This window comes from Pseudomonas sp. NFX98 (assembly GCF_047784845.1).
Taxonomy (GTDB): domain Bacteria; phylum Pseudomonadota; class Gammaproteobacteria; order Pseudomonadales; family Pseudomonadaceae; genus Aquipseudomonas.
The window spans coordinates 182078-204950 of record NZ_JBLNNF010000004.1; the positions used below are offsets into that span (position 1 = coordinate 182078).

The 22873-nt window shown below is 60.0% G+C and carries 24 protein-coding genes; 12 read left to right on the plus strand and 12 right to left on the minus strand.

The features are described from left to right. Window position 1 precedes the first annotated feature (1 nt). The 3 genes from ACM110_RS06880 to ACM110_RS06890 form a co-directional block, all read right to left on the minus strand. Window positions 2–457, minus strand: coding sequence for a (2Fe-2S)-binding protein (locus ACM110_RS06880; protein ID WP_160389805.1), 456 nt, complete (start codon window positions 455–457; stop codon window positions 2–4). A 393-nt stretch (window positions 458–850) separates the two neighbouring features. Beyond that, window positions 851–2005 carry an NnrS family protein gene (locus ACM110_RS06885; RefSeq protein WP_416127158.1) on the minus strand — a complete coding sequence of 385 codons (1155 nt, stop codon included), beginning with the start codon at window positions 2003–2005 and terminating at the stop codon, window positions 851–853. Continuing rightward, window positions 2005–2253 carry a transmembrane sensor/regulator PpyR gene (locus ACM110_RS06890; protein ID WP_338580465.1) on the minus strand — a complete coding sequence of 83 codons (249 nt, stop codon included), beginning with the start codon at window positions 2251–2253 and terminating at the stop codon, window positions 2005–2007. The genes ACM110_RS06885 and ACM110_RS06890 overlap by 1 nt, the downstream gene beginning before the upstream one ends. Before the next feature lie 264 nt (window positions 2254–2517). On the opposite strand from ACM110_RS06890, the gene ACM110_RS06895 reads away from it, so the two are divergent. Together ACM110_RS06895 and ACM110_RS06900 are read left to right on the plus strand one after the other, a co-directional pair. After that, the gene (locus tag ACM110_RS06895) at window positions 2518–3021 is read left to right on the plus strand and encodes a VOC family protein (protein WP_338580464.1); all 504 of its coding nucleotides are present in this window, start codon (window positions 2518–2520) and stop codon (window positions 3019–3021) included. A gap of 33 nt (window positions 3022–3054) precedes the next feature. Further along, window positions 3055–3888, plus strand: coding sequence for an AraC family transcriptional regulator (locus ACM110_RS06900; protein ID WP_416127159.1), 834 nt, complete (start codon window positions 3055–3057; stop codon window positions 3886–3888). Here the strand turns inward: ACM110_RS06900 and ACM110_RS06905 are convergent, their stop codons facing one another. Continuing rightward, complete coding sequence (locus ACM110_RS06905) at window positions 3889–4476, minus strand: LysE family translocator (RefSeq protein WP_338580461.1); 588 nt, start codon at window positions 4474–4476, stop codon at window positions 3889–3891. It lies immediately after the preceding gene. 90 nt (window positions 4477–4566) lie between these two features. Beyond that, a complete protein-coding gene (locus ACM110_RS06910) occupies window positions 4567–5898 on the minus strand; it encodes a PLP-dependent aminotransferase family protein (protein ID WP_416127160.1) in 1332 nt (443 codons plus the stop codon). A gap of 89 nt (window positions 5899–5987) precedes the next feature. Between ACM110_RS06910 and ACM110_RS06915 the strand changes: the two genes are divergently transcribed. After that, window positions 5988–6884 carry a DMT family transporter gene (locus ACM110_RS06915; protein WP_416127161.1) on the plus strand — a complete coding sequence of 299 codons (897 nt, stop codon included), beginning with the start codon at window positions 5988–5990 and terminating at the stop codon, window positions 6882–6884. 3 nt (window positions 6885–6887) lie between these two features. On the opposite strand, the gene ACM110_RS06920 is transcribed toward ACM110_RS06915, so the two are convergent. Continuing rightward, a complete protein-coding gene (locus ACM110_RS06920; RefSeq protein ID WP_416127162.1) occupies window positions 6888–7517 on the minus strand; it encodes a DUF502 domain-containing protein in 630 nt (209 codons plus the stop codon). Between the two features lie 200 nt (window positions 7518–7717). Here ACM110_RS06920 and ACM110_RS06925 point away from each other — a divergent pair, with 200 nt between their 5' ends. The 3 genes from ACM110_RS06925 to ACM110_RS06935 are packed head-to-tail and all read left to right on the plus strand — an operon-like array spanning window position 7718 to window position 10120. After that, window positions 7718–8338 carry a LysE family translocator gene (locus ACM110_RS06925; protein WP_416127163.1) on the plus strand — a complete coding sequence of 207 codons (621 nt, stop codon included), beginning with the start codon at window positions 7718–7720 and terminating at the stop codon, window positions 8336–8338. 55 nt (window positions 8339–8393) lie between these two features. Further along, entirely contained in the window at window positions 8394–9476 is a 1083-nt protein-coding gene (locus tag ACM110_RS06930; protein ID WP_416127164.1) for a bifunctional transcriptional activator/DNA repair enzyme AdaA, read from the plus strand. A gap of 26 nt (window positions 9477–9502) precedes the next feature. Next, window positions 9503–10120 carry a DNA-3-methyladenine glycosylase family protein gene (locus ACM110_RS06935; RefSeq protein ID WP_416127165.1) on the plus strand — a complete coding sequence of 206 codons (618 nt, stop codon included), beginning with the start codon at window positions 9503–9505 and terminating at the stop codon, window positions 10118–10120. 116 nt (window positions 10121–10236) lie between these two features. On the opposite strand, the gene ACM110_RS06940 is transcribed toward ACM110_RS06935, so the two are convergent. From ACM110_RS06940 to ACM110_RS06950, 3 genes are all read right to left on the minus strand, one after another. Continuing rightward, window positions 10237–11334 (minus strand): extracellular solute-binding protein, encoded by a 1098-nt coding sequence (locus ACM110_RS06940; protein ID WP_416127166.1) that lies wholly within the window; start codon window positions 11332–11334, stop codon window positions 10237–10239. Window positions 11335–11337: 3 nt separating this feature from the next. Continuing rightward, on the minus strand, window positions 11338–12462 hold the full coding sequence (aguA, locus tag ACM110_RS06945) for an agmatine deiminase (RefSeq protein WP_416127167.1): 1125 nt from the start codon (window positions 12460–12462) through the stop codon (window positions 11338–11340). 100 nt (window positions 12463–12562) lie between these two features. Beyond that, window positions 12563–13447, minus strand: coding sequence for a LysR substrate-binding domain-containing protein (locus ACM110_RS06950; protein ID WP_416127168.1), 885 nt, complete (start codon window positions 13445–13447; stop codon window positions 12563–12565). Between the two features lie 263 nt (window positions 13448–13710). Between ACM110_RS06950 and ACM110_RS06955 the strand changes: the two genes are divergently transcribed. Then, a complete protein-coding gene (locus ACM110_RS06955; RefSeq protein WP_416127169.1) occupies window positions 13711–14106 on the plus strand; it encodes a PaaI family thioesterase in 396 nt (131 codons plus the stop codon). Window positions 14107–14144: 38 nt separating this feature from the next. Then, window positions 14145–14633: a GFA family protein gene (locus ACM110_RS06960; RefSeq protein ID WP_416127170.1), complete on the plus strand. Its 489-nt coding sequence runs from the start codon at window positions 14145–14147 to the stop codon at window positions 14631–14633. Window positions 14634–14716: 83 nt separating this feature from the next. Here ACM110_RS06960 and ACM110_RS06965 read toward each other — a convergent pair whose 3' ends face one another. Further along, window positions 14717–15325, minus strand: coding sequence for a tRNA-(ms[2]io[6]A)-hydroxylase (locus ACM110_RS06965; protein WP_416127171.1), 609 nt, complete (start codon window positions 15323–15325; stop codon window positions 14717–14719). 162 nt (window positions 15326–15487) lie between these two features. Here ACM110_RS06965 and ACM110_RS06970 point away from each other — a divergent pair, with 162 nt between their 5' ends. Continuing rightward, window positions 15488–16351, plus strand: coding sequence for a universal stress protein (locus tag ACM110_RS06970; RefSeq protein ID WP_416127172.1), 864 nt, complete (start codon window positions 15488–15490; stop codon window positions 16349–16351). 99 nt (window positions 16352–16450) lie between these two features. Here ACM110_RS06970 and ACM110_RS06975 read toward each other — a convergent pair whose 3' ends face one another. Further along, complete coding sequence (locus tag ACM110_RS06975; protein WP_338580445.1) at window positions 16451–16921, minus strand: DUF1289 domain-containing protein; 471 nt, start codon at window positions 16919–16921, stop codon at window positions 16451–16453. A 457-nt stretch (window positions 16922–17378) separates the two neighbouring features. Here ACM110_RS06975 and acnB point away from each other — a divergent pair, with 457 nt between their 5' ends. Continuing rightward, a complete protein-coding gene (acnB, locus tag ACM110_RS06980) occupies window positions 17379–19988 on the plus strand; it encodes a bifunctional aconitate hydratase 2/2-methylisocitrate dehydratase (protein WP_338586500.1) in 2610 nt (869 codons plus the stop codon). 173 nt (window positions 19989–20161) lie between these two features. Here acnB and ACM110_RS06985 read toward each other — a convergent pair whose 3' ends face one another. After that, window positions 20162–21442 (minus strand): serine/threonine transporter, encoded by a 1281-nt coding sequence (locus ACM110_RS06985; RefSeq protein WP_416127173.1) that lies wholly within the window; start codon window positions 21440–21442, stop codon window positions 20162–20164. Between the two features lie 379 nt (window positions 21443–21821). Between ACM110_RS06985 and ACM110_RS06990 the strand changes: the two genes are divergently transcribed. Beyond that, a complete protein-coding gene (locus tag ACM110_RS06990) occupies window positions 21822–22205 on the plus strand; it encodes a tautomerase family protein (RefSeq protein WP_416127174.1) in 384 nt (127 codons plus the stop codon). A 29-nt stretch (window positions 22206–22234) separates the two neighbouring features. Next, on the plus strand, window positions 22235–22843 hold the full coding sequence (locus ACM110_RS06995) for a TetR/AcrR family transcriptional regulator (protein ID WP_416127175.1): 609 nt from the start codon (window positions 22235–22237) through the stop codon (window positions 22841–22843). Window positions 22844–22873 lie beyond the last annotated feature (30 nt).

The window sequence follows — 22873 nt, forward strand, 5'->3', positions numbered from 1 at the left end:
CTCAACCCAATTCGGCGGCGCGTTTGACCGCGGCGCGGATTCTTGGATAAGTGCCGCAACGGCAGATGTTGCCCGACAGCGCCTGATCGATGTCGCTGTCGGTCGGTTGCGGAATCTTCGCCAACAAGGCAGCTGCCGACATGATCTGCCCGGACTGGCAGTAACCGCACTGCACCACGTCGAGCTCAGCCCAGGCTTGTTGCACCGGGTGCGAGCCGTCGGTTGAAAGGCCTTCGATGGTGAGGATTTTTTGCCCATGGGCCACGGCCGTGGCGGGGGTGATGCAAGAGCGCAGTGGAGCGCCATCGACGTGCACGGTGCAGGCGCCGCATTGGGCCATGCCACAGCCGAATTTGGTCCCGGTCAAGTGCGCGACATCGCGCAAGACCCAGAGCAACGGCATGTCCGCAGGGACATCCAGCTCCTGGTCCTGACCATTGATGTTCAGGGTCAACATTGCGAAGGTCCTCAGACTCACGGTGTTCTGAAGGGGGCGTCGCTGTGGTGATCTGGAACCTACGCGCGCCTCGGGTTATCCCTACAGCTAAGCGCAAATTGATCGGGTGGCTGGGGTGTATCGACCACCGGTCACTTAAGCCGCCGGCGGTGGTTGTTTTGAAGGTGTATATATCCGTTGTTTTTGTAACGGCGAGTTATGGTTCCGCCCTTATGGCGGCGCGAGGCGGCCTACCGGCCGGGCTGACTCTTGATGCATCCACGCTTCTCTGTAGGAGCTGTCGAGTGCAACGAGGCTGCGATCTTTTGGTCTGGCGCATCCGCAAAATTCTGGTCGGCTGTCAGGTCGTCATCGCCAGCAGGCTGGCTCCCACAGGTATCGCGTTTCAACTGACTAATCTCTTGGCCCAAGCAAAATCCCGGTATAGCGCAACAAAAACAATCCAAATGCCACACACCAAAACAACGCCGACATAGCAACTCCCAACCCCGAAAACGGCACTAACACCACCCGCAAAACCCCCGCAAACAACACCAGAACAAACCCCGCAACAATCGCTTTCGAAGGCACCAAAGCGCGCCCGGTATGCCCCAGACTAACCCGCGCAATCATCGCCAGAATCAACCCACCCACACCACCCACCGCCAGCGAATGCGTCGCCAGACTCTGTTGTGGCATCACGCCCAGGTGCCACAACGCCATGGCAAAAACCGCCACCACCAGCCACACATAAGACAGATACAGCGACCACAGCAATGGCACCCCCCACATGCCGCGGTCATGCCAGCGCCACAGACGAAATACGTGCAAAACACCCATCAACAAAAACACCGCCGCCAGCCAAAGCCTGGGCACGTCGTGCGAGCCAAGGGCAAATGTCAGCGCAACAAAAAAACCACCCACCATCAGGACCCGCGTCGGCCATGGATTGGCAATCGGTGAAGCCGGACGATTCAAACCACGCTGGATAAAGAACGGAATCACCCGCCCGCCAATCACACTCATCAGCGCAGCCACCAACCACAGCGCGGCCAACGCACCACGCCGTTGCAGGCCGGCGTCGTCGAGCCAGATCCCCCACAGCGTCATGGCCTGACACCCGGCCAGCAACGTGACCATCAACAGAATCGGATAATTGTCGCGCTTGCGTGCAGCCACCAGATCGCGGCCCAGCACCCCGGCCAACAGCGGCAGGAAAGGTACTTGCAGCAACAGCAACACCGCAGTAGAAACCGGCAACAACCAGACGATCCGTGCCAGCAGCCAAACCAGCACCAGCCCGATCAACGGCCAGCCCTTGAGCCCCGGTCGACCCGTCCAGTTCGGCACCGCCGTCAGCAGGAACCCGGCGATGATCGCTGCGGCGAACCCGAACGGCATTTCATGCCGGTGCCACGCAAGCATGCCGCCTACTGGTTGCGCGCCGGGTAATCGGCCGTACAGCCACAGCGCCCAGATCGCTACCGCCAGTGCGGCGAACGCGGCTCCCGCCAGGAAGAACGGACGAAAGCCGAGACTGAAGACGGGGGCGGCGGCCAGTTTGCGCATCAGGCCAGCGCCACTTTCAGAGGCTTGCTCAACCGGTGCTGGGACAACAGGCGCATCACATAGCCGATTTTCAGCAAGGTCGGACCGACGATGGTCATGGCGTGCAACGACACCAGCGCGATGATCGACAGGTGACCTTCGTAAAGGTAAGCGCCGTAGATCCCGGCCAGCAGCATCGCCAGGCCGACGCCGAGTACACGGCTTGAGAGTTGCAGAACATTCTGAGGATTGCTGAAGAAATGGAACATTTTCCGTACTCCTGTCGCAGTTCAGTTGTACGTAAGGTGTATCAAGTCCCGTGCCAGTTTTTTAATCCTTATAAATTAATCACTTGATAAAACATGAGTCATATCGACTCCAAGAAAAACTAGTCGCATTGACAAAAGCGGAAGTCAATTTGACTCTTTTTTACACATCTCCCAACACACTTGGCGATCTACGGCACAACCAGACAAGCCGAGGCTGGCTACGCTGATAGTCCAGCATGCAAAAACCTGCCAAGGAGACCCGCCATGCTCCACGCTCAAAAACTCACGCCCTGCCTGTGGTTCGATGGTCAGGCCGAAGAGGCTGCGAATTTCTATTGTGCGATCTTCGATCACGCAAAAATCACCGCCATCACGCATTACGGCAAGGCTGGCCAAGAGGTTCACGGTCACGCGGAGGGTTCGGTACTGACGGTCAGCTTCGAACTCGACGGGCAGACGTTCACCGGCCTCAACGGTGGTCCGAATTTCAAGTTCAACGAAGCGATCTCGTTCCAGGTCAACTGCCAGACCCAGGAAGAAGTTGACCACTTCTGGGGACGGTTGTCCGCTGGCGGGCCGGTTGAGGCGCAGCAATGCGGCTGGCTCAAGGATAAATACGGCGTGTCGTGGCAGATCGTGCCGGTGGCGATGATGGAGATGCTCAAAGACCCCGACACAACCAAATCCCAGCGCGCCATGGCGGCGATGATGCAAATGAAAAAACTGAATATCGCCGAGCTACAACGAGCCTTTAATGGCGAGAGCTAATACACTTCGACGCTGATCTGCCAAGGACTGACCATGAAGCTCTCCAAGCCCAGGGACACCGATAAGGCCCCGCGTTTCTGGCGCGATGACGCCCTGCCCTTCATCGAGGCGCGCGCCATCGCCGATGGGCGCGAGGTCTGCTACACCCGGCACTCCCACGAGCACTTTTCCATCGGTGCGATCACCGCCGGGCGCAGCACTTATGTCCACGAGCAATCACAGTTCGAGGTCAGCGCCGGCACCGTGGTGCTGATGAATCCCGGTGATGTGCATGCCTGCAATCCGATCGACGACCAGCCCTGGTCGTACCTGATGCTGTACGTCGATACCGCGTGGCTCACTGATTTGCAGCATCAACTTGGCTTCAGCGATGACCTGGCGTTTCGCCGATTTGCGATCACCCATACCGCTGATGTTGACCTGTTCGCGGGGCTGGAGGGTTTGTATGAAGTGCTGGTCGATCCGCAGCAGGATGTGCTGCGCAAACACAGCGCGGCAGTGGAGTTTTTCAGCGAAGTGCAGCTACGGCTGAACCCGATCGATCAGCCGTTGCGCGAGCCGAATTTCAAACTGGAACGCGCCGCCGATTTCATCCGCGAACACTGCACGCAGATGCTCAAGCTCGAAGACATTTGCGAGGCGGCGCAGTTGTCGCCGTCGTACCTGATCCGTGCGTTCAAGCAGCATTACGGTATGACGCCCCACGCCTTCCTGGTCAACCGGCGCATCCAGTTCGCCCGGGATCAATTGCGCAACGGCAAGCTGATCGCCGATGTTGCACTCGAAGCAGGATTTGCCGATCAGGCGCATTTTCAACGGGCGTTCAAACAGCATCTGGCGGCGACGCCGGGACAGTATCGCGGTTGATTAAGGCAACAACAGATACACCGCACTCACCGCCAGCAACAACGCCATGACCCGGTTGAACCAGCGCATGCCCGCCGGGTTGTTCAAATAGCCGCGCAAAAACGTCCCGGCATAGGCCCAGCACCCGACCGAGACGTAGCAAATCACCAGATACACCGCCGCGAATTGCCAGACCAAACGCGCCTCGCCATCGGCGACAAACGCGCCCATACCGGCCACGCAAGCCAGCCAGGCCTTCGGATTCAGCCATTGCATGACCGCGCCATAGAGCATCGACGGCGCGCGGCCCGAGTCCTTCGCCTCCAGTTGCCCGTTGTCGGCCGCCAGTTTGAACGCCATGTACAACAGGAACGCCACACCGGCCCATTGCACCACCTGGGTCATCGCCGGCCAAATCTGCAACAACTCATGCAAGCCGAGCCCCATCAGCACCAACAGCAACACAAACCCCAGGGTCGCCCCGGCCACATGCCGCTGACTGGCCTTGAAGCCGAAACGCGCTCCCGAACTCAATGCCACGATGTTCACCGGCCCCGGCGTGATTGAAGCGGCCAGCGCAAACGCGGCCATGGACATGATCAAACTCATCGCACACCTACTCTTAGTCAATTGAACCAGGCCCCACGGTAAAGAGCCCGGTGGTGCACGTATTGAAGAAAACTGCCCTGAGCGCGTCCGCTACGAGTAATAGCCAACCACCCTCTTCACCTTCACCAACGCCTGGCGCAACGAGTCCATGTCCACCGAGCCCAGCGCCAGTCGGATCGCGTGCGGTACATGGGTGGTGATGGCAAAGGGTTCGGCGGGCGACACTGACACTTGCTCACGCATCAACGCCATAGCGATCTGGTCGGCACGGGCGTCTTCGGCCAACGGCAGCCAGATGAAATACGACGACGGATGGCTGATGGTCCTGAGGCCCGTCAATACTTCGCGCGCCAGCGCTTGCCGCGCCTGAGCGTCCGCGCGTTTTTGCGCTTCCAGTTTGAGCACGGTGCCGTCGTCGAGCCAGGCCGTGGCAATCGCCGTCATCACGCCCGGCGTGTTCCAGGTGGTCGCCATGATCGTGCGTTCAAACCCGGCAATCCTTTGCACCGGCGCGGCGATAAAGCCGACGCGCAAACCGGTGGCGATGTTCTTCGATAAACCGCTGACGTACACGGTTCGCTCCGGCGCCATTTCAGCCAGCGGTGGCGGTACGTTTTCGGCGAGAAACGCGTAGGCCGCGTCCTCGATGATCGCCAGGTCATGCTGGCGCGCAATCGCCACCAACCGTTCGCGCTGCTCGACATCCATCACCCAGCCCAGCGGATTGTGCAAAGTCGGCATCGCGTAAACGGCGCGCACCGGACGGCTGCGACAGAGTTTCTCCAGTGCTGCCAAATCAGGCCCGTTGTCCGTCACGGGAATGGGCAACACTTCAAGGTGCAGAGTCTCGGCCAGCGTCTTGAATCCCGGATAGGTCAACGCGTCAGCGGCGATCACGTCGCCGGGCTTGAGCAGCGTCATCATCACCACCGCCAAGCCATGCTGGGCGCCACTGACGATCAACACCTGTTCAGCCGGCACACTCAAACCCCGCTCGCCCAAATGCCGCGCGACCGAAGCGCGCTCGTGCAGACGCCCGGCGTGGGGCTGGTAGCGCAGGAGGGCTTCCAGATCGCCGGACAACGCGAGTTGACGCAGCGCGTTACGCAACAGGTCGGCCTGACCGGGCAATGACGGGTAGTTGAAATTGAGATCGATCATGCCCGCTGCCATCACCGATTGCGAAATACCCTGCCCCGGTGGCAGCGAAGTTTCCCTGACAAACGTCCCGCGCCCGGTTTCGCCGCTGACCAGGCCCATGCTCTCAAGCTCGGCATACACCCGGCTTGCGGTAACCAGCGCCAGACCGTGCTCGGTGGCTAGTTGCCGATGCGTCGGCAGGCGCGTACCGGGCGGCAGTTGCCCCGAGCGTATGTCGGCGGCAAAGGCGTCAACCAGGGTCTTGTAGCGGGAACGGGGCATATCGAGATGTATCCATGACAATTTTTTGATTGTATTGATACTCAGCCATACGATGGCTTTCGTGCAATCAATAAGTGAGCGTGAGCGAAATGGAACGGACTTCGAACCTGCAAAACCAAGTGCTGGACAGCAATACCAGCGGCTGGATCAACGGCCTGATCGGTGTGGTGATCTTCAGCGGCTCGCTGCCGGCGACCCGGCTGGCGGTGCTCGAATTCGACCCGGTATTCCTGACCGTGGCCCGCGCCACCATCGCGGCGATTCTGGCGCTGTGCCTGCTGCTGTTGTTCAAGGAAAAACGTCCTGCGCGCAGTCAAATTGTGCCGTTGATCATCGTGGCTCTGGGTGTGGTGGTCGGTTTTCCCCTGTTGACCGCGCTGGCGTTGCAGTACGTGACATCGGCGCACTCCATCGTCTTCGTCGGCCTGCTGCCACTCGCGACGGCGGTGTTCGGTGTACTGCGCGGCGGCGAGCGCCCACGGCCGGTGTTCTGGATTTTCTCGGTGCTGGGCAGTCTGCTGGTGGTCGGGTTCGCCGCCTCCCAAGGCCTGACCGCCTCACCGCAGGGCGACATCCTGATGCTGTTGGCGATCCTGGCCTGTGGCCTGGGTTATGCCGAAGGCGCGAAGTTGTCGCGCACGCTCGGCGGTTGGCAGGTGATTTCCTGGGCGCTGGTGCTGGCATTGCCGGTGATGGCGGCGTTGACGTGGTGGCGCATGCCGGCGTCGTTCAGCGGGATCAGCACGCCAGCGTGGTTCAGCCTGGCGTACGTGTCGCTGTTCAGCATGCTGATCGGTTTCGTGTTCTGGTATCGCGGGCTCGCCCAAGGCGGGATTGCCGCCGTCGGCCAATTGCAATTGCTGCAACCGTTTTTTGGTTTGGCACTGGCGGCGACCTTGCTGCACGAACACGTCAGCATTGGCATGCTTGGCGTCACGCTCGCGGTGATCCTCTGCGTCGCCGCAGCGAAGCGATTCGCCAAATGACATTCAAGGCAACGTGTCGACCTTGTGCGTCGTCACTGCGGGGTCCCGTCGGGCGTTTTCCATGGCCGCCACCAGGTCCTTGGCGCCCGAGCCCCATTTCGAAATGACCTTGAAGGCGTCGGTGAAGGACACGTCCAGCGGATGCACGCGGCTGGCTTCGAGGATGTAGATCGCACCAGCCAGTGGCGTGGGCACCGACGGCACGAAAATGGTGTAGCGGCCATCCTCGAACACCTCGATGATGAAGGCCGGGACCAGCGCCTCTTCGATCTCGACCAGCGCGGGTTTCCACACCGTTTGGTGGCTGTCTCCCGCCACCTGCTGCGTCAGGCTGCGGAACAGTCCGTAGCCGGGAATGCGTTCGAACAAACCCTTTTCCGCTCGTTCGCGGGCCGCTCTACCCAATCGCGTACGCAGGCCTGCGCCGATCAGGAAGCAGATCAACAACACCAGGATCAACGACAAGAATTGTTCGGCAGGCAGCCACTCCGGAAGGATTTTGGTGAAGGGACGCACCAGTTGCCCGAGGGATTTCATGCCCTTGAGCAACACCAGAATGGCCAGGTAGATCGGGATGATCACCAGCAGACCAGCGATCACCCGTTTGATGAAATACGCAAGAACCTGTTTCATGTGCACTACCCTCGTCTCAGGACTGGGCCGCGCGGACCAACGTCGGCTGATTGACGATAGTACGAGACCGCCGGCCTCACAAGGACAGTACCGGCGCAAGGAAACAGCCCCTTGTACGGCGATTTCTTCCCGTGACTGTATGGGTCGGGCACCCCGAAAGTCGTGATAAAAATACGGTTCTCGCTACAGGAGCCGCCCCCATGGACCTCGCCACCCTCACACTCTTTCTGCCGGCCTGCTTCGCCCTGAACATGGCGCCGGGGCCGAACAACCTGCTGTCGGTCAGCAACTCGACCCGCTACGGCTACCGCACCGCGTGTGTGGCCGGCGTCGGCCGTTTGCTGGCGTTCGCCGGGATGATCGCACTCGCTTCGGCGGGCCTGGCGGTGGTTCTGCAAACTTCTGAGCTGTTGTTCTACGGAATCAAGATTCTGGGCGCCGCGTACCTGTTCTACCTCGCCTGGCAACTGTGGCGAGCTGACCCCGGTGTAGAAAACGTATCGACCGGCGCGCAAGCCGGATTGCTGGCGCTGGCCCGACAGGAGTTTCTGGTGGCGGCGGGCAATCCCAAGGCGATCCTGATCTTCACCGCGTTCCTGCCGCAATTTGTCGATCCGACCCGCGCCATCACCCCGCAATTTGCGGTGTTGGGCGCAATGTTCCTGGTGCTGGAATGGATCGCCATCGCAGCCTACGCCTACATGGGCCTGCACATGCGCCGCTGGTTCGCCAAGCCGTCGGGCAAGCGGATATTCAACCGTTGCTGCGCGGGGTTGTTGTCGGCCGCGGCCTCGGTGTTGCTGATGGCGCGGCGGGCCTGAATTCCCTGTCGATTTTCCGGTGGAGGCCGGCCATGACGCGTTCTATGCTGCGCCCATGAACCTACAAAACACGCTGTTGCCGCCCCACGCCGAGATGGTCCGCGCCATGCTCGAACGAGACACTGCCTACGAGGGGGTGTTCTTTACAGCGGTCAAGACCACCGGGATTTTCTGCCGTCCCGGTTGCACCGCTCGCAGCCCGAAACCGGAGAATGTCGAGTTCTTCGCCCACGCCGATGAGTGCCTGGCGGCAGGCTACCGCGCGTGCCTGCGCTGCAAACCCATGGACGCCGCCGCGATCGCTCCAGAATGGGTGCAGAAGCTGCTCAGATCGGTAGACATTGATCCCGAGCTGCGCTGGACCGATGCCCAGTTGCAGGCCGAAGGCATCGAGCCGCTGAAATTGCGCCGCTGGTTCAAGCAGCATTTCGGCATGACCTTTCATGCCTGGCTGCGCACCCGACGGCTGGGCATGGCGTTGGGCGGGATCAAACAGGGCGATTCGATCGACAGCGCGGCGTTCGATTCAGGTTACGAATCCTTGAGCGGGTTTCGCGATGCGTTTCAAAAGTCCTTCCACATCACTCCGGGCCGCGCCGCCAACAGTGAGCCCTTGCTGTTCACCCGGCTGACCACGCCGCTGGGGCCGATGATCGCCATGGCCGAACGCCGTGGACTGGTGCTGCTGGAGTTTCTCGACCAGCCTTCGCTGACCCGCGAAGTGGATGCCCTGCAGAATCGCTATGGCTACGCCGTAGCACCGGGACACAACGGGCATTTGCAGCAAATCGAAGAGCAACTGGCCGCGTATTTTGCCGGTCGCCGCACTGAATTCAGCGTGGCCCTGCATATGCCCGGCAGCGAGTTCTCCCGCCAGGTCTGGGCCGAGCTGGCAAAAATCCCCTACGGCCGAACCACCACCTACGGCGCTATCGCAGTGACCCTCGGCAAGCCTGGCGCCAGTCGCGCCGTGGGGCTGGCCAACGGGCACAACCGTCTCTCGATTGTCGTGCCCTGCCATCGGGTAATCGGTGCCGACGGCTCGTTGACGGGCTACGCTGGTGGCCAGCCGCGCAAGGCGTTTCTGCTCAGGCTGGAAAATGCGGCGGTGCAGATCACTGAACAACTCGCACTCTGATCTTCGTCAGCACTCAAGGATGCTTGATGTCCGACCTTTATTTGCCCGCGACGAAATTCCTGGCGTCTATCGATGACGATTGGCGTCGGCATATCGCCGCCGTCGGCCCGTGCCTGCATCAACCCCACGCGGCACGTGATCCCTATGAGTCGCTGGTGCGGGCGATTGCCTATCAACAACTGCACGCCAAGGCCGGGGATGCGATTGTCGGTCGGCTGCTGGCGTTGTTTCCATCGAGCGCGTTCCCGCGACCGGAGCAAATCGTCGCCACCGATTTCGACCGACTGCGCAGTTGCGGCTTTTCCGCCAGCAAGATCGCGACGATCCAGGGCATCGCCCAAGCGACACTGGATGGCGTGGTGCCGGATTACGCCACGGCGCTGGCCATGGACGATGAGGTGCTGATCGAGCGATTGATTACCCTGCGTGGTGTTGGTCGCTGGACCGTCGAGATGCTGTTGATCTACAGCCTGGAACGGCCGGACATTCTGCCGGCCGATGACTTTGGCGTGCGTGAGGGGTATCGACGGCTCAAGGGGCTGGAGGTGCAGCCGACGCGCAAGCAGATGATTGAGATCGGGTTGCCGTGGAGCCCTTATCGGACTGTGGCTGCGTGGTATTTGTGGCGGGTGTCCACTCGATAGACCGCATCTCACCCCTGTAGGAGCTGCCGAAGGCTGCGATCTTTTGATTTTGCTTTTCCAGGATCAAGATCAAAAGATCGCAGCCTTCGGCAGCTCCTACAGGGATCGGGGTGAACTCACAACCCCGATTTCAACCGGCTGAACGCCCGGATCAATGCCCGGTTGAAGGCCTTGCCATTGTCATTCTTGCTATACAACGACGCACGCACCGCCTGCGCGGGGTAGGTCCCCGGATCGTCGCGAATCGCCGGGTCGATCAAGCCATCCGCCGCCGTGATCGCATTGGCGTAGTGGATGGTGTCGGTGATCGGCGCGATCACTTCAGGGGTCATCAGGTAGTCCATCAATGCCAGTCCGGCCTGAGGGTGCGGCGCGTCCTTGGGAATGACCATGGCATCGAACCAGATCAACGTGCCCTCCTTCGGAATCCGGTATTTCAGCGAGTACGGCTTGTTCGCCGCTTCGGCCTGGCCGGCAGCGATGGCCACGTTGCCGTTCCACGACATTGCCACGCAGGTGTTGCCGTTGGCCAGGTCGCTGATGTTCAAGTCGTTGTCGAAATAGCGGATGTACGGGCGGATCTTCGCCAGTTGCTGCTCGGCCAGTTTCAGGTCGTCGAGGCTCTGGCGGTTGATGTCCAGGCCCATGTACTTCATGACCGCCGCGAACACTTCGTTGGGATCGTTGAGCAGGCTGACCCCGCAATCGGCGAATTTCGACACCACGGCCGGGTCGAACAACATCGCCCAACTGTCCGTCGGCGCATCGGCCAGACGCTGCTTGACCGCTTCCTGCTGGTAGCCCACGCCGGTGGTGCCCCAGGCGTAGATTCCGGCGTAACGATTGCCCGGATCGAACACCGCCATGTGCTGGCGAAATTCCTCGCCGACCCCGGCAAAGTGCGGCAACTGCTGCTTGTCAACGGTCTGGATCGCGCCGCTCTGAATCGCCCGGGACAGATGCTGCCCCGCCGTCAGTACCAAGTCATAGCCGCTGCGACCGGTGAGCAGTTTGGTCTCGACGGTTTCCAGGGAATCGAAGTGATCGACTACCACATGGATGCCGGTTTTCGCCTCGAAATTCTTCAGGGTGTCCGGGGCCAGGTACTCGCCCCAGATGTAAAGATTGACCACCGGTTTCGCGGTGTCAGCGGCCTGCACACACAGGGGTGCAAGCACCAGCATTAACGCTTGAGTCAGTTTGTGCAGGCCCATGATTTACGCTCCCTTTTGGTTGCTGGCGGTGCCCGCGTACTGCGGCATGGTGATGCACGCGACGTTGCCGCCGCCGAGGAGAATTTCCCGGGAATTTTCGATGCCGACGATGTTGTGCCGTGGGAACAGTTCGGCGAGGGTCGCCATTGCCACTTTGTCGTTACGATCACCGAACAGCGGCACCACGATCGAACTGTTGCCGGCGTAATAGTTGATGTACGACGCGCAGATTTTCGTTCCCGCCTGACGGGTATGGGTGCTGTCCTGCTGGTCCAGACCTTCAGCCTCTTCGGCGGTCCACTCCAGCACATCCGGTTGCGGCAGTTTGTGCACGGTCAACTCGCGGCCACGGCTGTCGCGGGTGCTGCGCAGGATGTCGTAGGCCTCCTGATAGATTTCCCACTGTGGGTCATCGCGATTGTCAGTCCATTGCAGCACCACTTCACCGGGACGAACGAAACAGGCGAGGTCGTCGACGTGGCCATCGGTTTCGTCGAACTTGCAGCCGCGAGGCAGCCAGATCACTTGCTCGGCGCCGAGGTAATCGGTCAGGCGGCGGGTGACTTCATCCTTGCCCAGATGCTGGTTGCGATTGCGGTTGAGCAGGCATTGCTCGGTGGTGAGGATACTGCCCTGACCGTCGCTCTGGATGCCGCCGAGTTCGGCAATCAACGGTGCGCGATAACGGTCGAAGCGTTCGATTTCGAGGATCTTGCTGGCGATCTGATCGTCCTTGTCCCACGGGTAGTACAAGCCACCGTCGAGTCCGCCATAGGCGTTGAATTCGAAATCGACACCACGCACCTCGCCGCTTTGGTCGTTGACTACGAAGCACGGGCCGCTGTCGCGGAACCAGGTGTCGTTGCAGGTCATCTCCACCACCCGCACTTGCGGCGGCAGCTGTCGACGTGCAGTGGCGAATTGCGCGGCGGAGGCACACACGGTCACCGGTTCGCTCATGGAAATCGCCGAGACGATCTGTACCCAGACTTTCTGCGCAGGCTTGGCACCGTTGCGCCATACATCGGTACGCTCCGGCCAGCCGAGCCAGCAACCGGACTTGGATTCGAATTCGCCGGGCAGGCGGAAACCGTCGAGTTTGGGAGTGGAATCGAGCAAACGTGCCATGGGCAAACCTCATCAGCGGGGATTGGAATGACCACAGGCTAAGGTTGTCGGCGCCCTCCTCGCCAACGATGATTATTTCGGAACACTTGAATTAAACTCATCAATCGATCAGTTGATCGTTGAACCAATCCAGCATCTGCGCCACCGCCGGCCGCTCCAGCCGCACGCGTTCGCACACCAGCGCATATTGGCCCAACGCAGTCATGCTCGACGTGAATGGGCGCACCAGTCGACCGCTGAGCAAGTCTTCCTGCGCCGTCAGGTTATCGCCCATGGCCACGCCCTGCCCTTGCGCTGCCGCTTCCAGCGCCAACCCGGCGTGGGCGAAATACAGTTGTCGTTCGGGGCGCTGATCGCCGGCATGACTGGTGAGCCACGCGGTCCAGGTCTTGCCGTCCTGATCGTCGTGCAGCAAGCAATGGCGCGCGAGATCCTTTGGGGTTTTCAGCGAGCCCTGGTTGAACAGGCCGGGGCTGCACACCGGGAAGAACTGCAACGCGGGCAATGGCCGGACGAAATACGCGCTGCTGTCCACCGGCCCGGTGCCGTAGGTGATCGCCAGGTCGATGTCCTCCCCCGGCGCCGTGGCGTCGATCGGTTGTTCGTAGAGATGCAGGGTGATGTGCGGATAACGCGCGTAGAAATCGGTGAGGCGACTCATCAGCCACTTTTGCGCCAGCTCGGCGGTCACGGCCAGGCGCAACACGGCGAGGGACGACGGATCGCGCAATTCGTCGCAGGCCTCGCCGATCAGTTCGAAGGCTTGCTGCAAACTTTGCATCAGGCGCCCGGCGGCCATGGTCGGGCGAATCTGCCGGCCTTCGCGGACAAACAGCGACACGCCGAGCTGTTCTTCCAGTTGGCGGATCTGATGGCTGACCGCGCTGTCAGTCACGCACAACTCTGCCGCCGCCCGGCCGAAATGGGCATGGCGGGCGGCGCATTCGAAGGTTCTGAGGGCTGCCAGGGAGGGTAAGCGTCGCATCGGGTCAGGTCCGGGATTCGGGGGTGTTCATGCTGACCTGATGGACCATGGTCGTCCAGTGGGTCTGCGTTATCGTTCATCGCCAGCAGGGCTAGCTCCCACAGGGAATTTGTGAAGGCCACAAATCCAATGTGGGAGCTAGCCCTGCTGGCGATGAGGCCGGCCCATTCACCACAATCCCGGCTGACTATCACCGTTCCTGATCAACGATGACACGCTCTCCATCCCGGCGCATGTTGACGCTTCAACCGGAGGGATTCGACATGCTCAACACACTCAAGCAAATCAACTCAACCTCAGCCTTCAACCGCTGGGCCGGCTTCGAAGTCACCCGTGCCGAGAGCGGTGAAGCCGAACTTAGCCTGGCGTTTCGTGAAGAGGACATGGCGCAATATGCCGGTTTCCTGCATGCCGGGCTGATCGGTGCAATGCTCGACACGGCGTGCGGTTTCGCCGCCGGAACGGTTGCCGGCAACGTGTTGGCTTCACACTTTACGGTCAACTGCCTGGCGCCCGCTGTCGGCGAGGTTTTCATCGCTCGGGGCAAGGTCGTCAAGGCCGGAAAAAAGCAGGTATTTGCTCGCGCCGAACTGTTCGCGCAAACGGGAGATCAACAGAAATTGGTCGCAACCGGCGATGCGATTCTGGTACCGGTCTAGTCTGATGGGATAAATCCCAAGACCTGCCGGAGGTCGCCATGCAACTCGAAGGCTCCTGCCATTGCGGCGCAGTGTCGTTCAGTCTGACCAGCGCCCACCCTTACCCTTATCAACGCTGCTATTGCTCGATCTGCCGCAAGACCCAAGGGGGTGGCGGTTATGCAATCAACATTGCCGGCGACGCCAACAGCTTGAAAGTACGCGGGCGCAAGAACATCGCGATTTATCATGCGCTGCTCAAGGGCGAAGGTGAGCAGCGTGCCCACCGCAGCAGTGCCGAGCGGCATTTCTGCTCGGTGTGCGGTTCGGGGCTGTGGCTGTTCAGCCCGGAATGGCCGGAACTGATTCACCCGTTTGCATCGGCAATCGATACGCCGTTGCCGGTGCCGCCGGAAAATACGCATTTGATGCTCAGTTCCAGGGCGCCTTGGGTCGAGGCCAAGGTGCGGCCGGGAGATAAACAGTTTGATGTTTATCCCGAAGAGTCGATTGCGCAATGGCATGAACGACTGGGGTTGAGCTGCTGAGTTCAGTGGTGTTGCTGATGGCTCATCGCGAGCAAGCTCGCTCCCACAGGGGAATGCATTCCAAATGTGGGAGAGAGAACAAATCAGGCCGCAGCCGGCACACCGCTGTGAAAGCGGAATTCCACATCCGGCGACTCGATCAGTTCCTGCTCGGCGGCACGGACCTTGTCGATCACCTGGGCAATGTCCTTGGCGTCGCCGTACTGGTAAGCCAGTTTCAGATAACCCTGGAAATGCCGCGCTTCGCTTTTGAGCAAGCCGAAATAAAACTTGCCCAGCTCTTCGTCCAGGTGCGGCACCAGCGCCTCGAAACGCTCGCAGCTGCGGGCTTCGATGAACGCGCCGACCACCAGCGTATCCACCAGTTTCACCGGTTCGTGACTGCGCACCACTTTGCGCAAACCCGAGGCGTAACGCCCGGCAGACAACTGGCGCAACTCGATCTTGCGCTTTTTCATCAGGCGCATGACTTGTTCATGGTGCACCAGCTCTTCCCGGGCCAGGCGCGACATCATGTTGATCAGATCGACGTGGGAGTGATATTTAGCAATGAGGCTCAGCGCGGTGCTGGCAGCCTTGAATTCGCAATTCTTGTGGTCGATCAGCAGGGTTTCCTGATCGGCCAGCGCAGCCTGGACCCAGCCGTCGGGGGTGCGACAGCCAAGGAATTCGTGAATTTCGGGAAGGATCATGGGGCCCACGGGATAAAAGGTTCAAAACGAAAGGCGCCGATTATACCGGCCTGCGGGCAGACCACCAGTCGCCGACCGTTGATATGTATCAACACCCAGGCCTGTGGGCAGCAACTATAGTTGTGCAACGCCGTGCTTTTTCATTTTCAGGAGATCCCGATCATGCAAGCCATACGCAGCATTCTGGTGGTCATCGAGCCCGAACACTCGGAAAGCCTGGCGCTCAAACGGGCGAAGTTGATTGCCGGTGTGACCCAGGCGCATTTGCACCTGCTGGTGTGTGATCCAAAACATGATCACAGCGGCATGCTCGGTGTGCTCAAGGCCGCATTGCTGGAGGACGGTTACAGCGTCACCACTGAACAGGCCTGGAACGAGAGCCTGCATGAAACCATCGTCGATGTGCAGCAGGCCGAAGGCTGCGGACTGGTGGTCAAGCAGCACTTCCCCGACAGTGCGCTAAAACGCGCTCTGCTGACCCCCGCAGACTGGAAGCTGCTGCGCGAATGCCCAACCCCGGTGCTGCTGGTAAAAACCGCCGGCTCGTGGAAGGACAAAGTGATTCTGGCGGCCGTCGACGTCGGCAACTCCGACCTCGAACACCGCCACCTGCACAACACCATCATCGATCACGGCTATGACATCGCCACCCTGGCCAAGGCCCACTTGCACGTGATCAGCGCCCATCCGTCGCCGATGCTGTCGTCGGCCGACCCGACGTTTCAACTCAGCGACACCATCGCGGCGCGCTATCGCGAGCAGTGCAAGGCGTTCCAGGCGGAATTCGATATCGACGATGAGCACCTGCACATCGAGGAAGGCCCGGCCGATGTGCTGATTCCGTTCATGGTGCACAAGCTGCAGGCGGCGGTGACGGTAATCGGCACTGTGGCGCGCAGCGGGTTTTCAGGGACGTTGATCGGCAATACGGCGGAAGTGGTGCTCGATGCGGTGGAGAGCGATGTGCTGGTGCTCAAGCCGCAGGAGATCGAGGATCATCTGGAGGAGATTGCGGGTAAGCATTGAGGCAAGATCAAAAGATCGTCCGATCGCGGCCCGAGCCTGCGGCAGCTCCTACATAAGATCGCGCTCAACCTGTAGGAGCTGCCGCAGGCTGCGATCTTTTCAGCCGCCGAAGACGTCTTTCAGGAACCCCGGCGCAATATAGCGCTGGTAATGCGCCTCGGAGAGCAGGAAAAACTCCCGATCAATGGCATCGCGCAACTCCGGCAGGTTCCAGTCGCGGAACTCCGGCAGCAACACCATCCCGTAGGCTTCCAGATTGTTGATCACCCGCGCGCCCCGCGCGATCAACTGGTAGGCCCAGCAATACTCGGACTGATGCGGCACAAAGCGGATCTTGCGTTGTTCGAGCTGCGTTCTGAGCAGCGCCGGATCGAAAATCTCCACCTTGGCCGCCATTACCTGGGACAACAGCTGCTCAAGACGCAGCCACACCGCGCGTTTTTCTTCCTCGTTGTAGCCGTTCCAGTGAATCACTTCATGGTGGAAACGCTTGCAGCCACGGCACACCAGGTCACCGTAAACAGTGGAGCAAAGGCCGACGCAGGGGGTCTTGATGGTCTGATTGGGCATAAGTAGGCAGAACGCGAAAAAGCAAAACAGGCCGGCATGTTAGCCCTTTGTCCGATATTCATCACCCCTCAAAGTTAAGGGGTTATGGTCAATGGCCCCCTGCTGAGCGCCACCACCAAAGTCCAATAAACACTGACTTACCTTTAATTTTTTTTTGCCGTAGAATCAGCCTGCCTTTTTAGGCGCCAATGTCCGTTAGAAGCTGTTTTCAAAGCGTCACGAGCACAGTCGTTCCTTCAGAGCGGTGTTGGCGAGGGGTTTTTCCAGCGGGGAAAAGTCCAACGCCAACCCTCATCAGCTCCCGTTCTGCAGGCGTAAAACTTTGAAAGCAGCTTCTGTAAGGAATTGTCGGTAATTCTGGCTAAGTGGCCCACAACGCCATGCAGCGCATGAGTACGGCAATTTCGGGATGAGCGTCCCGGACACCCATTTGGGACCACTGATGAGGGTAATAACTGTGCTTGAAGCCTACCGCAAACATATCGAAGAGCGTGCAGCACTGGGTATCGTTCCCCAGCCGCTTAACGCCGAACAAACTGCAGGCCTGGTCGAGCTGCTGAAAAATCCCCCGGCTGGCGAAGAAGCATTCCTCGTTGACCTGATCACCAATCGCGTTCCGCCTGGAGTGGACGAAGCAGCCTATGTCAAGGCCGGCTTCCTGTCCGCCATCGCCAAAGGCGAAGCCAAATCCCCCCTGATCGACAAGAAGCGCGCTGTTGAATTGCTCGGCACCATGCAGGGCGGCTACAACATCGTGACGCTGGTCAACCTGCTGGACGACGCCGAACTGGCTCCAGTAGCGGCCAAAGAACTCAAGCACACCCTGCTGATGTTCGATGCGTTCCACGACGTCGCTGAACGCGCCAAGAAAGGCAATGCTCACGCTCAAGGTGTGCTGCAATCCTGGGCTGACGGCGAGTGGTTCAAGAACCGCCCTACCCTGGCCGACAAGATCAGCCTGCGCGTATTCAAGGTGACTGGCGAAACCAACACCGACGACCTGTCCCCTGCTCCTGATGCCTGGTCCCGCCCGGACATCCCGCTGCACGCCCTGGCCATGCTGAAAATGGCTCGCGACGGCATCGTGCCTGACGCACAAGGCGTCACCGGTCCGATGAAGCAGATCGAAGAAATGCGCAACGCCGGTTTCCCTATCGCCTACGTCGGTGACGTGGTCGGTACCGGTTCTTCGCGTAAATCGGCAACCAACTCCGTACTGTGGTTCTTCGGCGACGACGTTCCTTACGTACCGAACAAGCGTGCCGGCGGTTTCTGCTTCGGCAGCAAGATCGCTCCGATCTTCTACAACACCATGGAAGATGCCGGCGCACTGCCAATCGAATTCGACGTTTCCAACATGCACATGGGCGACGTGATCGACCTGTACCCGCATGCTGGCAAAGTCTGCAAGCACGGCACCGACGAAGTCCTGACCACCTTCGAAATGAAGACCCCGGTCCTGTTGGACGAAGTTCGCGCCGGCGGCCGTATCCCGCTGATCATCGGCCGTGGCCTGACCGAGAAGGCTCGCGCCGAACTGGGTCTGCCAGCGTTCGACCTGTTCAAGAAGCCTGAAGCACCGGCCGAAAGCACCAAGGGTTTCACCCTGGCGCAGAAAATGGTCGGCAAGGCTTGCGGTCTGGCAGAAGGCCAAGGCGTTCGTCCTGGCACCTACTGCGAACCGAAGATGACCACCGTAGGTTCCCAGGACACCACCGGTCCAATGACCCGTGACGAACTGAAAGACCTGGCGTGCCTGGGCTTCTCCGCTGATCTGGTGATGCAGTCCTTCTGCCACACCGCGGCTTATCCAAAGCCGATCGACGTGACTACCCACCACACCCTGCCTGACTTCATCATGACCCGCGGTGGCGTTTCACTGCGTCCGGGCGACGGCATCATCCACTCGTGGCTGAACCGCATGCTGCTGCCGGACACCGTCGGCACCGGTGGTGACTCGCACACCCGTTTCCCGATGGGCATCTCGTTCCCGGCCGGTTCCGGTCTGGTCGCGTTCGCCGCTGCCACCGGCGTTATGCCGCTGGACATGCCGGAATCGATCCTGGTGCGCTTCAAAGGCAAAATGAAACCTGGCATCACCCTGCGTGACCTGGTTCATGCCATTCCTTACTTCGCCATCCAGAACGGTCTGCTGACTGTCGAGAAGAAAGGCAAGAAAAACGCCTTCTCCGGCCGCATCCTGGAAATCGAAGGCCTGGAAGGCCTGACGCTGGAGCAAGCTTTCGAGCTGTCCGACGCCTCGGCCGAACGTTCGGCTGCCGGTTGCACCATCAAGCTGTCGAAAGAGTCGATCACCGAGTACCTGAACTCCAACATCACCCTGCTGCGCTGGATGATCGGCGAAGGCTACGGCGATGCGCGCACCCTGGAACGCCGTGCACAAGCGATGGAAGCCTGGGTTGCCAACCCTGAACTGATGGAAGCCGATGCCGACGCTGAATACGCCGAAATCATCGAAATCGATCTGGCCGACATCAACGAGCCTGTGCTCTGCGCGCCAAACGACCCGGACGACGCCCGCCTGCTCTCCAGCGTTGCTGGCGAGAAGATCGACGAAGTGTTCATCGGTTCGTGCATGACCAACATCGGTCACTTCCGCGCTGCCGGTAAACTGCTGGAACAGGTCAAGGGTCAGCTGCCAACCCGTCTGTGGCTGTCGCCGCCGACCAAGATGGACGCTCACCAACTGACCGAAGAAGGCTACTACGGCATCTACGGCAAGGCTGGCGCGCGCATGGAAATGCCGGGCTGCTCGCTGTGCATGGGGAACCAGGCACGTGTTGAGCCGAACTCGACTGTTGTGTCGACTTCGACCCGTAACTTCCCGAACCGTCTGGGTGACGGCGCGAACGTCTACCTGGCTTCGGCTGAGCTGGCGTCCGTGGCTTCCATCATGGGTCGCCTGCCGACCGTTGAGGAGTACATGGAATACGCTGGCAAGATCGACAGCATGGCGGCCGATGTCTACCGCTACCTGTCCTTCGACCAGATCGCCGAGTTCCGTGAAGCTGCAGCGAACGCCAACATCCCGGTCGTTCAAGCCTAACGTTACACCGCAATAAAAAACGCCGCCCATCGTGAGATGAGCGGCGTTTTTTTATGCCTTCAGGAAGACCGCGTTATCGTTCATCGCTGGCAAGCCAGCTCCCACAGGATCTACGCAAACCCTGTGGGAGCGGGCTTGCCCGCGATAACGGATTCACAGCCCCGAAGAAATCATCAGGCACTCAGCGAGTAGATCAACGCCGAAATCGCCACCAAACCTACCGCCACCACAAACACGTTCGACGCCTGACCACGATAACGGGCCATGGCCGGCACCTTGCGGATCGCGTACATCGGCATCAGGAACAGGATCGCCGCGATCACCGGGCCACCGAGGGTTTCGATCATGCCGAGGATGCTCGGGTTCAGCGTGGCAACGATCCAGCACACCACCAGCATGAAGGCGGCGGTCATGCGGTCCAGAGCCTTGGCGGACGGACGCTTGCCGCTCTTGACGATCAGCCCCTTGAGGCCTTCGCTGGCTCCGATGTAGTGCCCCAGGAACGACTTGGAAATGGCCACGAAGGCAATCAACGGCGCCGCGAAAGCGATGGTCGGGTTGCTGAAGTGGTTGGCCAGGTACGACAGGATCGACAGGTTCTGCGCTTTCGCTTCAGCCAGTTGCGCGGGCGACAGGGTCAGCACGCAGCTGAAGACGAAGAACAGCACCATCACCACCATCAAGGCGTGGGCGCGGGACAGGATCTGCGAGCTGCGCTGCTCGGCGTGTTCGCCATGACGACGCTTCTGGTCCACCGCAAATGCCGAGATGATCGGCGAGTGGTTGAACGAGAACACCATCACCGGAATCGCCAGCCACAGGGTATGCAGCAATGCCGATGGCTCAGGCAGCGTGGTGGCGGTGGTCAGGATGCCGCCGTTCCAGTGCGGAATCAGGAACACCGCCAGGAACAGCAGCGCGACAATGAACGGATACACCATCAGGCTCATGGCCTTGACGATCAGTTGCTCGCCGCAACGCACCACCGCCAGCAGGCCGAGAATCAGCACCAGCGACAGCACGGCGCGCGGTGGCGGCATGATGTGCAGTTGATGTTCGAGGAAGCTGCCCACGGTGTTGGTCAGGGCCACGCTGTAAATCAGCAGGATCGGGAAGATCGCAAAGAAGTACAGCAAGGTGATCAGCGCGCCGGCCCTGATGCCGAAATGCTCTTCCACCACTTCGGTGATGTCTGCGCCTTCACGGCCGGACAATACGAAGCGGGTCAGGCCGCGGTGTGCGTAGAAGGTCATCGGGAATGCCAGCAAGGCCAGGATCAGCAGCGGCCAGAAACCACCGAGGCCCGCGTTGATCGGCAAAAACAGGGTGCCCGCACCAATCGCCGTGCCAAACAGGCCCAGCATCCAGGTGGTGTCTTGGCGATTCCAGCTCGAAAGGGTCGCTGGTGTCGCGTCTACATAGCGTTCGTTAACGCTATTGGCCTGATCATTCATCCGGTGGGATCTCCACATTCCGGTCACTTTCCACCCGGCCAGAACGCGTCGGAGTACCCGACAGGCAGCGCCCTGGCCGAAACAGGGGCGCGATTCTGGAGTATTAGTGAACAGAAGCAAAGACTTAGGTGAGGAACGGTGGTGCCAACTCGATGAGATTGATCGACACAAACCCTTGTAGGAGCCGAGCTTGCTCGCGATGGCGATGTATTTGCTGACATCAATGTTGAATGTGATTCCGCTATCGCGAGCAAGCTCGGCTCCTACAGGTTGATTCGCAATGTCACCCCTGCGTTTCATCGCCAAACCGTAATTGATGCTTGATAAAGGTTTCCCGTCATGTATTTTGAATACACCCACACCCTTCTGGAGTCTTCACATGCCACTGGTTCGCGTCGATCTCAAGAAACAGCAGGACCCCACCTACGCCAAACGCGTCGGGCAGTTGATCTACGCCGCCCTGCGCAGCGCCATTGATGTGCCGGAAAACGATAATTTCCAGATTCTCAATGAACACGATGAGCAGCATTTCATCTTTGACCCGCAGTACCTGGGCATCCAGCGCACCGGCAATCTGGTGATCATCCAGATCACCCTGAGCGAAGGCCGGACCCTGGAGAAGAAGAAACTGCTCTACAAAACCATCGTCGATGGCCTTAATGAGCAACTGGCAGTGCGTCCGGAGGATGTTTTCATTAATCTGGTGGAAGTGAAGAAAGAGAATTGGTCGTTCGGCAATGGCATTGCCCAGTACGCCCTCTGATTTTCAACTTTGATACCTGTGAGCCGCCAATGCCCCGAGTTTCCCGCAAGCAAGCTGACCTCAACCGCGAAATCATCGTCGACGCCGCCACGCGGCTGTTCCGAGAGCGCGGCCTGCATGGCATCAGCGTTGTCGATGTGATGGCCGCGGCCGGCCTGACCCATGGCGGCTTCTATGGTCATTTCGAATCCAAGGAAGCGCTGGCCAGGGAGGCCAGCGAGCGGGCGTTCAAGCAGGTGGGCGAGCGCTGGCGGGAACGGGCTGCCACAGGTGAAGATAAAGCCGATGCCCGCAAGGCATTGATCGATCCTTACTTGTCCACCCACAGCCGTGACAATCCCGGTGAGAGCTGCCCGGTGGTGGCCTTCGCCGGCGACATGTGCCACGAAAGTGCCGATAGCGGTTTGCGTGAGCCGTTCATGGCGGGGCTCAACCGGCTGCTCGACTCCTTCGGCAAACTGATGGACTCGGACGATCCAGAGGAAAACCGCCAGCAAGCGCTGGTGCAGTACTCAATGATGGTCGGCGCCCTGACGCTGGCCCGGGCCACTCGCGGCGAAGCCCTGTCGGATGAAATCCTCGAAGCCACCCGCCGTTTTCTGACAGCCGTAAAGCCTGAATCCCCTGCTTCCTGCTGAATATTCGGTATCGAGAGAACATATCGCAGG

Bases quoted from the DNA above. Each gene is read 5' to 3' on its own strand.
- ACM110_RS06960 (WP_416127170.1), top strand. From the start codon at position 14,145: ATGCAACTCGAAGGCTCCTGCCATTGCGGCGCAGTGTCGTTCAGTCTG.
- ACM110_RS06885 (WP_416127158.1), bottom strand. From the start codon at position 2,005: ATGCGCAAACTGGCCGCCGCCCCCGTCTTCAGTCTCGGCTTTCGTCCG.
- ACM110_RS06955 (WP_416127169.1), top strand. From the start codon at position 13,711: ATGCTCAACACACTCAAGCAAATCAACTCAACCTCAGCCTTCAACCGC.
- ACM110_RS06880 (WP_160389805.1), bottom strand. From the start codon at position 457: ATGTTGACCCTGAACATCAATGGTCAGGACCAGGAGCTGGATGTCCCT.
- aguA (WP_416127167.1), bottom strand. From the start codon at position 12,462: ATGGCACGTTTGCTCGATTCCACTCCCAAACTCGACGGTTTCCGCCTG.
- ACM110_RS06930 (WP_416127164.1), top strand. From the start codon at position 8,394: ATGAACCTACAAAACACGCTGTTGCCGCCCCACGCCGAGATGGTCCGC.
- ACM110_RS06925 (WP_416127163.1), top strand. From the start codon at position 7,718: ATGGACCTCGCCACCCTCACACTCTTTCTGCCGGCCTGCTTCGCCCTG.
- ACM110_RS06910 (WP_416127160.1), bottom strand. From the start codon at position 5,898: ATGCCCCGTTCCCGCTACAAGACCCTGGTTGACGCCTTTGCCGCCGAC.
- ACM110_RS06920 (WP_416127162.1), bottom strand. From the start codon at position 7,517: ATGAAACAGGTTCTTGCGTATTTCATCAAACGGGTGATCGCTGGTCTG.
- ACM110_RS06915 (WP_416127161.1), top strand. From the start codon at position 5,988: ATGGAACGGACTTCGAACCTGCAAAACCAAGTGCTGGACAGCAATACC.
- ACM110_RS06965 (WP_416127171.1), bottom strand. From the start codon at position 15,325: ATGATCCTTCCCGAAATTCACGAATTCCTTGGCTGTCGCACCCCCGAC.
- ACM110_RS06985 (WP_416127173.1), bottom strand. From the start codon at position 21,442: ATGAATGATCAGGCCAATAGCGTTAACGAACGCTATGTAGACGCGACA.
- ACM110_RS06995 (WP_416127175.1), top strand. From the start codon at position 22,235: ATGCCCCGAGTTTCCCGCAAGCAAGCTGACCTCAACCGCGAAATCATC.
- ACM110_RS06895 (WP_338580464.1), top strand. From the start codon at position 2,518: ATGCTCCACGCTCAAAAACTCACGCCCTGCCTGTGGTTCGATGGTCAG.
- ACM110_RS06950 (WP_416127168.1), bottom strand. From the start codon at position 13,447: ATGCGACGCTTACCCTCCCTGGCAGCCCTCAGAACCTTCGAATGCGCC.
- ACM110_RS06890 (WP_338580465.1), bottom strand. From the start codon at position 2,253: ATGTTCCATTTCTTCAGCAATCCTCAGAATGTTCTGCAACTCTCAAGC.
- ACM110_RS06905 (WP_338580461.1), bottom strand. From the start codon at position 4,476: ATGAGTTTGATCATGTCCATGGCCGCGTTTGCGCTGGCCGCTTCAATC.
- ACM110_RS06990 (WP_416127174.1), top strand. From the start codon at position 21,822: ATGCCACTGGTTCGCGTCGATCTCAAGAAACAGCAGGACCCCACCTAC.
- ACM110_RS06940 (WP_416127166.1), bottom strand. From the start codon at position 11,334: ATGGGCCTGCACAAACTGACTCAAGCGTTAATGCTGGTGCTTGCACCC.
- ACM110_RS06970 (WP_416127172.1), top strand. From the start codon at position 15,488: ATGCAAGCCATACGCAGCATTCTGGTGGTCATCGAGCCCGAACACTCG.
- ACM110_RS06900 (WP_416127159.1), top strand. From the start codon at position 3,055: ATGAAGCTCTCCAAGCCCAGGGACACCGATAAGGCCCCGCGTTTCTGG.
- ACM110_RS06935 (WP_416127165.1), top strand. From the start codon at position 9,503: ATGTCCGACCTTTATTTGCCCGCGACGAAATTCCTGGCGTCTATCGAT.
- ACM110_RS06975 (WP_338580445.1), bottom strand. From the start codon at position 16,921: ATGCCCAATCAGACCATCAAGACCCCCTGCGTCGGCCTTTGCTCCACT.